Raw genomic sequence first — 12,860 nt, 5'->3', positions numbered from 1 at the left:
AATTTTTCCCACTAGCATTTTTCAATTTGATAATTATGAATAATGTGAAATAATGCCTTATAAATGCATTTTTAATGTCCTTTTGCGGATATACCCCTTCTAATTTACTGTAACGCCCCTCTTATCTTATAGGTGGTTATCTAAATTTGTGAAGTTGATTTTATTTCGGAACTAGGCAGGTTATTTTTTAGTGAGGAAAATGCATTTTTTTAAAATGTATTTCTAATAAGTATTTATTGCCCGATCTGAAATAAATGGAAGAGTATTAAATTTTAAAAACCATTGTGTAGTTAAATGAAAAAAATTGTATTAGCACTTACTTTGTTTTTGGGTCTGCAAAATAATTATGCCCAGAATAATGAATGGGAAAATCCTCAAATTTTGGATCGAGGCAAAGAAGCAGGACGAAGTTCATTTCTTCTATTTAGTAATGAAGCAGAATTAAAGGAAAACAATCCCAAAAAATCGGCATTATATCAAAGTTTAAACGGACTTTGGAAATTTGATATTGTGAAGACTCCGGCACAAAGACCGACGAATTTTTTCGAGCCAGGACTTGATGTCAGTAAATGGTCAGAAATTCAGGTGCCTTCAAACTGGGAGTTGCAAGGATATGATATTCCTATTTATACCAATATTGTGTATCCGTTTCCTAAAAATCCTCCTTTTATAGCGGGAGATTATAATCCGGTTGCAAGTTACAGACGCAATTTTACGATTTCTGATTCTTGGAATGATAAAGAAATTATACTTCATTTTGGTTCTATTTCAGGTTATGCGCGAGTATTTTTGAACGGAAAAGAAGTCGGAATGACAAAGGCATCCAAAACTCCTGCTGAATTTAATATTACTTCTTTTTTAAAGAAAGGAGACAATTTAATTGCGGTTCAGGTTTTTAGATGGCACGACGGAAGTTATCTGGAAGATCAAGATTTCTGGAGATTAAGCGGAATTGAACGAGATGTTTATTTACAGGCAATGCCAAAAACAACGGTTTGGGATTATTTTGTAAAAAGCGATTTAGACAATCAATACAAAAACGGACTTTTTAATTTGGACGTTACGTTGAAAACTTTTCAAAACAGTAAAATCAAAAATCCGTCTGTAAAAGTAGAATTGTTTGATAAAGAAGGAAAAACGGTTTATTCTGAAAGTAAAAAAGTAAACGCAAAAGATACTAATATCAGTTTTTCAAAAATCATTGAAAATGTAAAACAATGGAATGCTGAAACACCAAATTTATATCGCTACACCATTTCATTATTAGACAGTAAAGGAAATATTCTGGAAGCAGTTTCTAAAAAAACAGGTTTTAGAAAAGTTGAAATTAAAAACGCACAGCTATTGGTTAACGGAAAAGCAGTGATGGTAAAAGGTGTCAATATTCACGAACATGATGATGTTAATGGACACGTTCCAAACGAAGAATTAATGTTAAAAGATCTTCAGTTAATGAAAGAATTCAACATCAATGCTATTCGTATGAGTCATTATCCGCACGATACTAAATTGTATGATTTATGTGATGAATATGGTTTTTATGTCGTTGACGAAGCCAATATCGAATCACATGCAATGGGTGCAGAATGGCAAAACTGGTTTGATCAGAAAAAACATCCTGCATATTTGCCAGAGTGGGCGCCGTCACATTTAGATCGTATCAAAAGAATGTTCGCATTTGATAAAAATCATACGTCGATCATTATTTGGTCTTTAGGAAATGAATGCGGAAACGGACCTGTTTTTTATGATGCCTACGATTGGTTAAAACAAGTCGATACAACACGTCCTGTTCAGTTTGAGCAAGCTGGAGAAAATAGAAATACGGATATTGTTTGTCCGATGTATCCTGGAATTAAAAGCATGAAATCTTATGCTGAAGCTAATAAAAACCGTCCATACATTATGTGTGAATATGCACACGCGATGGGAAATAGCGGTGGAAATTTTCAGGAATATTGGGATATCATCAACAGCAGTAAACATATGCAAGGTGGTTTTATTTGGGATTGGGTTGACCAAGGAATAAAAACCAAAGACGCAAACGGAAAAATATTTTGGGCTTATGGTGGAGATTTAGGTGGTTCAAAATTGCAACATGATGAAAATGGCTGCGCCGATGGAGTTATTTTTTCGAATAGAACGCCAAAACCAGCTTTAAGCGAGATTAAAAAAGTATATCAAAATATTCATTTTCAATTTGCTGGGTCAGATTTAACGGTAACGAATTTGTATAATTTCACCACTCTTTCTGATTATAATTTCAAATGGGAATTGACTAAAAATGGTGCAAAAGTAAAATCAGGAGAATTTAATTTAGATAATGCGCCTGCAGAAAGTAAAAAAGTCGCTTTAGATTTAGGTTCAATTGACGAAAATTCAGAATATTTTTTAAATGTTTATGCAGTTTCAAAACACGATGCACCATTAGTAAAAAAAGGACATGAGTTTGCAAGAGAACAGTTTGCAATAGGAAAAGGTTCTTATTTTAAAAACAATAACAGTGAAAAAAGTACTTCAAAATTAAAGTATGCTGTAAAAGGTAATTTGGTGTCATTTGAAACAGAAAAGATTGCGGGAGAATTTGATCTTCAAAAAGGAGAAATTTTAAAATACAATTTGAAAAACGAATCAAATCCAATTTTTACCAATTTCCCAACACCTTATTTCTGGCGTGCTCCAACCGATAATGATTTTGGAAGCAACATGGAAAATAAATTGGTAGTTTGGAAAGAAGCATCGCAAAATGCAAAAGTGGTAAGTGCAACAGTAGACAAAAAATCTTCTGAAGGTTTAGTAATCAAAGTAGTTTACAAATTAGCAGGAGTCGATCTCCCTTACACAGTGGATTATTTGATTCAAAATAATGGAGCGATAAAAGTTACTGCCGCTATTGATTTGGGAGGAAAAGAATTGCCAGAAATGCCTCGTTTTGGAATGCGTGCCAAATTGAATGGAGCATTCGAGAATTTAAGTTATTATGGAAGAGGTCCTTGGGAAAATTATTCGGATAGAAATTCAGCAGCATTTATTGGAGAATATTCAGATAAAGTAATCAATCAGTACACTAAAAATTATATTCGTCCACAAGAAGGTGGTTATAAAACAGATGTTCGTTGGTTAGAATTACAAAATGCAAACGGTAAAGGAGTAAAAATCGAAGGATTACAGCCACTTGGATTTAGTGCTTTAAATATTTCAACCGAAGCGTTGGATCCAGGGAAAACCAAAGCACAAAGACACCCATCCGATTTGGATTTAGATTCTAAAGAAGCAGTATATCTTCATCTCGATTATAAACAAAGAGGTTTAGGCGGTGATGACAGCTGGGGACGTTTGCCACATGATCAATATCGATTATTAGACAAACAATACCATTATTCTTATATAATTTCACTTGTAAATTAGTGTTTTTAGTTATGTTTGTAAAAAGAAGCCTATGAGTTCTGCTCATAGGTTTTTTGACTATCTAAGTTTCCAAAAACCAACCAAACCAACCAAACCAACCCGTGAAAAAGCAAATCCTAGTTTTTTTAGCATTTGTAATTTGTTTTACAGCTAAGCCACAGACTGTAGGGAATTCTATTCCCAAATTCGGACAGAAAAAATATAATATTGGATATCTCGGAATCAAAAACGGTCTGGCGAATAATGCTGTAACCTCAGTTTACAAAGATAAAAGAGGTTTAATGTGGTTTGGAACTTATGACGGCGTAAGTCGATATGATGGTTACAATTTTTTGAATTTCAGAAACGAACCAAACGATCCAAATTCTTTAGCCAACAATAGAATTGTAAGTATTTGCGGTACTCAAAATGAAATTTGGATTGGAACAAAAGGAGGAATTTCGGTTTATGATTATCTGAGCAATCAGTTTAAGACAAAAAATTATATCGATGCAAAAACTTCTAAAAGTACAAGAATCGATATTGTTGTCAATCAAATTCGCGATTATAAATCGAAAATGTACATTGCCACAGCAGGAAAAGGCTTGCTTTATGCTGCAAAAGAAAAAGGAATAATTGTTCAGATTCCGCTTTTAATAAACGGAAAAATGCAATGGGATTTTCATGTGCAGGAAATGGATTTCGATCAATCTGGAAAATTGTGGTGTTCTGTTGCAGGAGTTGGTTTAGTATCGATGGAATCGGGAGCAAAAAATCTTTCTCTTGTTTTTGAAAGTTCTATTGCGAGTGGCTGTATTTTAATCGATAAATATTCGAATATTTGGTTGGCTACAGAGGAAGGACTCTTAAAATACAATACTAAAACCAAAATCCGTCATCTTTATAACAATCAGGAAATTCAATATCCTATTTCTGATTTGATGTTTAAGGCTTCTGCTAATGAACTTTGGATTGCAACCAACGGAAATGGTGTTGTAAAATACAATTATATAAAAGATTCTTTTTCATTACTAAATGCTTGTCTTGATGAAGAAAAACTCAACAGTAACGCCATATCATCGCTTTATTTCGATAATGAAAACCGAGTTTGGATTGGGACTTTAAGAGGCGGTGTAAATACAATTGAAGAGACAAAAAGCCCTTTTGTTACGATTTCTAAAAATGAACAGTCTAAAAATACTTTACCAAGCGATTTTATTCTTTCGTTATGCGAGCAAGATTCAGAAAATCTTTGGATTGGGACAGATGGAGCAGGAGCAAGTCTTTGGAACCGAAAAACAAATACATTTACCAATTATGCCTATAGCGCCAATAATCCAAATTCGCTTAGTAACAATTTCGTTTCAGATATTCTGAAAGACAATAAAGGAACTTGGTTTGGAACTTATGGTGGGGGCGTTTGTCTTTTTAATTCCCAAACCCATAATTTCAAGAAATACAATCTCTACAGTCCTAAAATAAAAGCAGTTCAAAAAAATATTTGGGTATTATACAAATGCAAAAAGAATATTTTGTGGGCGGCTTCACCAGATGAAGAAGGTTTGTATCGATACAATGAAAAAACAGATCAGTTTGATTTTGTAAATGCCAGAATTCGCGGTATTATTTCGATATCAGAAGATCAGCAACATCTTTGGATTGGGAATTTTTCGAAATTATTTCAGTTAAATCCTAAAACGCTTCAAAGTAAATCGATCGACGTAAAATATCCAGTTCGTTCCGTTGTTTCGCATTCAGATACAAAAATGCTGGTTGGCACAGAAGGCGGCGGTTTGATGATCTTGAATCCGAAAACCTTTCAACGAAAATTTCTAACACAACGAAATGGACTTCCAAATAATTCCATTTTGAATATTGTTAGAGATAAACAAGGTGTTTATTGGTGTAGCACGTACAACGGAATATTTGCTTATAACATAGAAAACGGCAAAATTACAAGTTATCATGATGCTGACGGACTTCAGAGCAATCAGTTTAATTATAATGCAGCGCTGAGACTTTCTACAGGTGAAATTGTCTTTGGCGGAATCAAAGGTTTTAACATTATTGATACCAAAATAAACAGTCAGGTTCATGCTTTTCCGAAACTAATTATTACTTCGATTAAAGTGAATAACAAAGCTTATGATCAGGATGGTGTAGGCGCTTTTGGAATTAATCAATTAAAATTGCCTTACGATGAATCGATGCTTAATATCGATTTTGCATCCTTAGAATATAGTTTGCCTGAAAAAATATCCTATGCGTATTTTCTGGAAGGCTGGGATTCGCAATGGCATTATGTGGATAATATTCGAAGTGCCAATTATTCGAGAATTACAGAAGGAGATTATGTATTGAAAATTAAATCGACGAATGCAGAAGGAATCTGGAATTCAAAATCTATTTCGCTTCCCATAACAATATTACCGCCTTGGTACAGAAGCGGCTTGGCTTATTTTATCTATTTTATAATGATTTGCGCTATTATTTATTTAGTCGATAGATATCAGCGTCAGCAGGCTAAGCTTAAATATGAAGTGAAATTATCACAGGATTTGGCTAAACAAGAGAAAGAACTTAATGAGAAAAAAATAACCTTTTTCACTAATATTTCTCACGAGTTTAGGTCGCCTTTAACGATGATTATTAATCCGTTAAAAGATATCATTTATGGAACCGATCAGCAGATTGATCCTGGTGCAATTGAAATGGTTTACAGTAATTCGAGAAGATTATTAAGTCTTGTAGATCAGTTGCTTCTTTTTAGAAAAACTGAAACAGAGACAGGAAAACTTAAGATTGGTCAAATCGATATTGTAGAGCTTGCGAAAGAAGTTTTTAGTTGTTTTGTTCATCATGCAAAAACTAAAAAAATAGACTACAGTTTTAGTATTTCTGAAGAAAGAGTTCTGGTCTATGTAGATCGTGAGAAAATAGAAATGGCTTTGTTTAATTTGATTTCCAATGCCTTAAAATTTACCGAGAAAGAAAATGGAAGTGTTGCAGTAAACTTGCGTTGTAAAGAAAATGAAGTGATTATAAAAGTTGTGGATAATGGTGAAGGTGTTCCAAATGCCGATAAAGAGAAAATTTTTAATCTGTTTTATCAGTCCAATACCAACATAAAAAACAATCGTAAAGGATTTGGTATCGGACTTTATTTGGTAAAACAATTTGTGAATCAGCATTCTGGACAGGTAAGTTGTCGTGACAATAAACACGGAGGATCAACTTTTGAAATCAGATTGCCGCTTGGGAAAGAACATTTTGGAGATATTGAAATCCGAGAAGATTTAAGCGATAGAACTTTATTTTTGGAAGAAGCTTTAGAAGATACAGTGATTCGCGAAAACGTATTGCAAACTCTTGAAGAACCTGAGACTGTGAGTGATTTAATTAAAGATGCCAAAAGTATTCTTGTTGTAGATGATAATCCGCAGATACGAAATTATTTAAAGCGAATATTAGCCTCAAAATATCATATTACATTGGCTGAAAATGCAGAAGCAGCTTTAACTATAATTAAAAAAGTACAACCAGATTTAGTCATTTCAGATGTGGTAATGGGAGAAATGAACGGAGTCGCTTTTTGTAAGCAGATAAAATCGGATGACGAGTTAAAACACATTCCTGTGATATTGCTTACGGGAGGAACTTCAGAAGATGTAAAACTAAAAGGAGCAGAAGTTGGAGCAGACGATTATATTACAAAACCATTTGATAATGAATATTTATTAGCTAGAATCAGTGGGATTTTGGCACGACGTGATAGTGAACAAAACTATCTGCTTAATTCTGTAACTAAAAAAGAAGCGAATCTGAAACTATCTGATGAGGATAAAAAACTCATTGAAAAGATTGTAGAGATAATTGACGCTAATTTGGACATAGAGAATTTCAATGTGCATGATCTGGCCTTTCATTTAGGAATGAGTTATTCTTTAGTCTATAAAAAAATTAAAAAGATTACTGGTAAATCGGTTTCAGAATTTACGAGAAATGTGCGTTTGCGAAAAGTGGCCACTTTATTAATTACGACAGATTTGCAGATCAGTCAGGCGGCTTCGATTGCAGGTTTTGGTGATATTAAGTACTTTAGAAAACACTTTCAACAATTTTATAATATTAATCCTTCTGAGTTTAAAAAGAAGTATCAAAACGTAAAAGATAATAAATACATACTGAATGAAAGTTTCTGGAAATCAACCTGATTCTTTGATTTGTAACAAAATAATTAAACCTTAATCTAAAAATATAATGATGAATTTTAGACAATCATTTTTTATCGCAATAGCTTCGGTTTCGCTTGTAGCTGTTGGATGTAAAAGCGGTAATGTAAAGCAGGAAAGCGGAATTAAAGAATCTAAAAAAGAAGTTATTGCTATTATTGACAAAGTAAATGACCGATGGCAGACGACACATCAGGAACCTGGAAATGCTTTTTGGCATGTTTCGGCTTATCATACTGGAAATATGGAAGCTTACAAAGTCACTCAGAACCAAAAATATTTGGATTATTCTTTGGCTTGGGCCGAGAAAAACCAATGGATGGGTGCAAAATCAACTGATAAAACAGAATGGAAATACAATTACGGAGAAACAGATAAACATGTATTATTTGGAGATTGGCAGATTTGTTTTCAAACCTACATTGATTTATACAATTTTACTGGGAAAAATGATCCAAAAAAAATAGCCCGCGCGCGTGAAGTTATGGAATACGAAATGAGTACTCCTGCAAATGACTATTGGTGGTGGGTTGACGGTTTGTATATGGTAATGCCTGTGATGACAAAGTTGTACAACGTTACTGGAAATGAATTGTATTTAGAAAAACTACATTCTTACCTGCAATATGCTGACAGTATTATGTATGATTCTGAATCGAAATTATATTTTAGAGATGCGAAATATGTTTATCCGAAACATAAAAGTGCTAACGGGAAAAAAGATTTCTGGGCAAGAGGCGATGGTTGGATATTTGCTGGATATGCGAAAATTATTCAGGATTTACCAAAATCAGCCAAACATAGAGACGAATATATCAGTCGTTTTAAAGATATGGCTAAAGCACTGGCAGAAACACAGCAAAAAGAAGGATATTGGACGAGAAGTATTCTAGATCCAGAACATGCTCCAGGTCCAGAAACTAGTGGTACCGCCTTTTTTACTTATGGTTTTATGTGGGGAATAAATAATGGATATTTGGATAAAAAAACGTATTTACCTGTCGTGCAAAAATCATGGAATTATTTAACCACTTTTGCACTTCAGCCTGATGGTACTTTAGGATATGTACAACCTATTGGCGAAAAAGCAATTCCGGGACAGGTTGTAGATAAAAATTCAACCGCCGATTTTGGAGTGGGGGCTTTCTTATTGGCAGCATCAGAGGTTTACCGTTTTGTGAAGTAATTAAATAATTCTATAAAATTGAAAAGCAGTCTAATAGGACTGCTTTTTTTGTTTTCTGGCTATAGATTTTTAGAACATAACCAATGGTTTTGAGCATTAGACACAATGAAAATCCATTACATTTTTTCTAACCAAAGTCTCCCAAGGTTGAAACCTTGGGCTATGTTTTATTAGAGATGTGTTTAATTCCTATATTTCGCTCCTCTGGAGCTTTTTTTCTTATTACATTTCTATACATTTTGTTTCTATAAATGTTTCGTCCCTCTGGGACTTTTTCTTGAATTTCAATTAAAATTAAAACGGTTTAAAGATTCTTACTTTTCGTGTTGCTACTAATTTCTAAGGCTCCAGCGGAGCTAAATATGTATAGAAAAATTTTAGGCAACAAACCGAGAGCTACAGCGTAGCGAAACATTCTAAACAAAATAATTATCAATTGTATATTTTAAATATTCTTTTTTTGCCATTCATATAAAAAAAAGCTGTTTTATGTCCATAAATGCGGATTTGCCCCTTTTATAATGTTGTAATTACCCCCTTTTACTTTTACTTCTTACGTTAGATTTGCAATGCAGACTACACGTAATCACTTCATAATGTGTGCTTAAAAAATTTTGAAAAATAAAATTGTAAAAAACACACTTATTTAATGCTGTTACGATATTTTGCAGACTTATTAACTAATCGATTAACCAAAAATTACAACCAAAAATGACAAACTTTATTAGGAAAATTAAAGATCCTGATTATGGATCTGGATTTGATTTGAAAAAGAAACTTACACTACTTTGTGTCTTGGTTTCATTGTCGCAGGTACATGCATTTTCTACTGATTCCGGTAGTATAAAAGAAACAGAAAAAGTACAGTCACAAAATACTATTAGTGGCCAGGTTAAAGACGAGAAAGGAATTCCACTTCCTGGAGCATCAGTTACGATAAAAGGAACAAAGAAAGGTACGATAACAGATTTTGACGGAAAATTTACTCTGGAAGGAGATGGAAGTTCTGTATTAGTAATATCGTTTGTTGGTTTTGTAACGCAAGAAGTAGCTACAAATGGTAAAACGAATATCTCGATTCAATTGAAAGAAAACGCAGCTTCATTAGACGAAGTGGTGGTAGTGGGATATGGTAAAATGAAGAAAAAAGATTTAACCGGATCAATTGTTCAGGTTAAAGCAGATGCTTTGGCAAATCAAAATCCGCAAACAGTTCAGGATTTATTGAGAGGTGTTCCGGGGCTAAAAGTAGGGTATGATCCTTCTGCAAAAGGTGGAGGATCTTTACAGATTCGTGGACAAACTTCTGTTTACAATCCCGATGGTGCTAATCATAATTCACCACTTATTATTTTAGACGGAATGCAGTTTTACGGAGAGCTTTCTGAAATTAACCCTGATGATGTTGGTCAGATTGATATTTTAAAAGATGCATCTGCAACAGCAGTATATGGATCTAAAGCAGCAGCGGGGGTTATTGTTATTTCAACCAAAAGAGGAAAAACAGGAAAACCGATTATTAATGTAACAACAAACTTGACTGTTGTCAATAAAAGTGCTTATCGCGGTGTCTATTCTCCTGAAGGATATATAAGATACAGACAAGATTGGGAAACAGCTAAAACATACGGACTTAATACAACAACTGGAAACTATGAAGCATGGGTTACAGGAACAGCTGCAGGTAAACCGGGTTATTACACAAACCCAAGTCAATTAAGTCAGTTTGGTATAACTCAAGATCAGTGGTTGGCTTATCAACCAGCTTCGCAAGTTCAAGGAAAAAGTCTAAATGAAGTTTGGGGACTTCGTCTAGGAATTACCGATGCTACGCTTTTGAAAAACTTTACAGAAGGAAAAACGCACGATTGGTATGGTAGTACTTTTAGAACAGGAATTAATCGCGATAATAACTTAAGCGTTTCTGGAGCAAGTGATAAAGTAAATTACTATATGTCTTTGGGTTACTTGACTTCAGAAGGAGCTATTCAGGGGAATGATTATTCTGCAGTTCGTGCCAATATGAAAGTAGATGCTAAAATTACAGACTGGCTTGAATTTGGAGCAAACGTTAATTTCCAAGATCGTTCAGATGGAGATATTTCTGTTGGTACAGGAACAAATTATTGGGATGCAAATATGTTAAGAAACAGCCCGTTTTCTAACTTTAAAGATGCAAATGGTGATTATGCAAGACAACCAATGGGAGCAACAATTGGAGGATATAATTATTACTATGATCGTCAATACATGGATCTTGATAAAGGATATACAGTGTTAAATACCATTTTTAATGCAAAAGTAACTTTGCCTTTTGGAATTACATATTCATTTAATGCTGCACCACGTTATCAATTTTTCTATAATCGTTATTTTCAATCAGCAGGTAACAAAAACTGGAATGCTGTTAATATAGGAGTCGACAGAGAAAATGGGAAAAACTTTACTTGGAATTTAAATAATACCTTAACCTGGGATCATACATTTAATGGAAAACATCATATTATAGCCACTTTTGTTCAAGAAGCAGAAGATCTTAAAACATGGTGGGACCGTATCGATGCCAATAATATTCAGCCTTCAGATGCTTTAGGATATCATAATATTGCAAATGCAACACTGGCAAATAGTTCGTTTAATTCAAACGATACACATCAAACAGCTGACGGATTGATGGCGAGACTTTTCTATTCGTTCGATGATCGCTACATGGTAACGGGAACTATCCGTCGTGATGGATATTCAGCATTTGGAGCTTCTTATCCTTATGCAACTTTCCCTTCTGTAGCTTTAGGATGGAATTTTAACAAAGAAAGCTGGTTGAACTGGAGACCATTAAGTACAGGTAAATTACGTTTATCATGGGGTAAAAACGGGAATAGATCACTTGCAGATCCGTATTTAGCGTTAGCGAATTTAAGTTCAGGTACAGGAGCAACAATGGGATATATAGATGCTTCTGGAAATATTGTAGATATGAAATATCTTGGAATAGACCGTATGGCAAATCCTAATTTGCAATGGGAGAAAACAACAGCAACTAACATTGGTCTTGACCTTGGTTTCTTGGAAGACAGAATTACAAGTACAATTGATGTTTACAGATCTGTTACGAACGATATGATTATGAGTCAGCGTTTACCTGAGTTCACTGGGTTTTCATCAATTGCAACCAATTTAGGGCAAGTTGAAAATAAAGGTATTGAGATAAGTCTTAATACGATGAATATGAAAAGACAAAACTTTGAATGGACTACAATGGTGGCTTTCTCTTACAACAAGAATACTATTAATGCATTGTATGGTAATATGGAAGATATTAAAGATGCAAACGGAAATGTTATTGGAAGAAGAGAAGCAGATGATAAAACGAATGGCTGGTTTATTGACAGACCTATTTCTCAAATCTGGGATTATAAAGTAATCGGTATTTGGCAAAAGAACGAGGTGGAAGAAGCTGCAAAATACGGGCAGCGTCCTGGAGATCCAAAAGTTGAAAATAGCTATACAGCTGATGATGTAAATGGAAAACCAACTTATAATGAAAAAGACAAACAGTTTTTAGGTCAGACAACACCGCCGATTAACTGGTCGTTACGTAATGAATTTAAAATTTATAAAAATTGGAATTTGGCTATTAACATGTATGCGTACATGGGACACAAATCAATGGATGGACGTTATATGAATACTTATAACGATGGTAGTTTGTATACGAATAATTATAATCCGTTCGTAAATCCGTATTGGACAATTGACAATCCAACCAATGACTGGGCCCGTCTTGATGCGAGAGGACCAGCAGGAGCAGGAGTCGCAAAACTATACGATCGTAGTTTTATTCGTTTAGACAATATTTCTTTGGCTTATTCACTTCCAAAAGATCTTATTGATCGTATCCATGTTAGAAATTTCAAAATTTATGCTTCAGTTCAGAATGCTGCAACATGGTCAGCTTCTAAAGAATGGAAATACTATGGTGATCCGGAAACAGGAGGTCTTGCTACGCGAATGTTTAATTTAGGATTTAACGTTTCACTTTAACAATTATTCAA

General features: G+C 34.1%; 4 protein-coding genes. All 4 read left to right on the top strand.

The annotated features are described in order from the left end of the window. The first annotated feature begins 294 nt into the window (after window positions 1-294). Entirely contained in the window at window positions 295-3,408 is a 3,114-nt protein-coding gene (locus tag VGE71_RS13105; RefSeq protein WP_331138735.1) for a glycoside hydrolase family 2 TIM barrel-domain containing protein, read from the top strand. Between the two features lie 101 nt (window positions 3,409-3,509). Next, window positions 3,510-7,601: a hybrid sensor histidine kinase/response regulator transcription factor gene (locus VGE71_RS13100; RefSeq protein ID WP_331138734.1), complete on the top strand. Its 4,092-nt coding sequence runs from the start codon at window positions 3,510-3,512 to the stop codon at window positions 7,599-7,601. 46 nt (window positions 7,602-7,647) lie between these two features. Further along, window positions 7,648-8,805: a glycoside hydrolase family 88 protein gene (locus VGE71_RS13095; protein WP_331138733.1), complete on the top strand. Its 1,158-nt coding sequence runs from the start codon at window positions 7,648-7,650 to the stop codon at window positions 8,803-8,805. Window positions 8,806-9,516: 711 nt separating this feature from the next. After that, window positions 9,517-12,849, top strand: coding sequence for a SusC/RagA family TonB-linked outer membrane protein (locus VGE71_RS13090; protein ID WP_331138732.1), 3,333 nt, complete (start codon window positions 9,517-9,519; stop codon window positions 12,847-12,849). The last annotated feature ends 11 nt before the right edge of the window (window positions 12,850-12,860 follow it).

Source organism: Flavobacterium sp. (assembly GCF_036405015.1).
GTDB lineage: Bacteria > Bacteroidota > Bacteroidia > Flavobacteriales > Flavobacteriaceae > Flavobacterium.
Note: the sequence above shows the minus strand (reverse complement) of the source record. Positions and strands in the feature narration are given on the sequence as shown.

Excerpts from the sequence above, each read along its gene's own strand:
- VGE71_RS13090 (WP_331138732.1), top strand. The coding sequence starts at position 9,517 with ATGACAAACTTTATTAGGAAAATTAAAGATCCTGATTATGGATCTGGA.
- VGE71_RS13095 (WP_331138733.1), top strand. The coding sequence starts at position 7,648 with ATGATGAATTTTAGACAATCATTTTTTATCGCAATAGCTTCGGTTTCG.
- VGE71_RS13105 (WP_331138735.1), top strand. The coding sequence starts at position 295 with ATGAAAAAAATTGTATTAGCACTTACTTTGTTTTTGGGTCTGCAAAAT.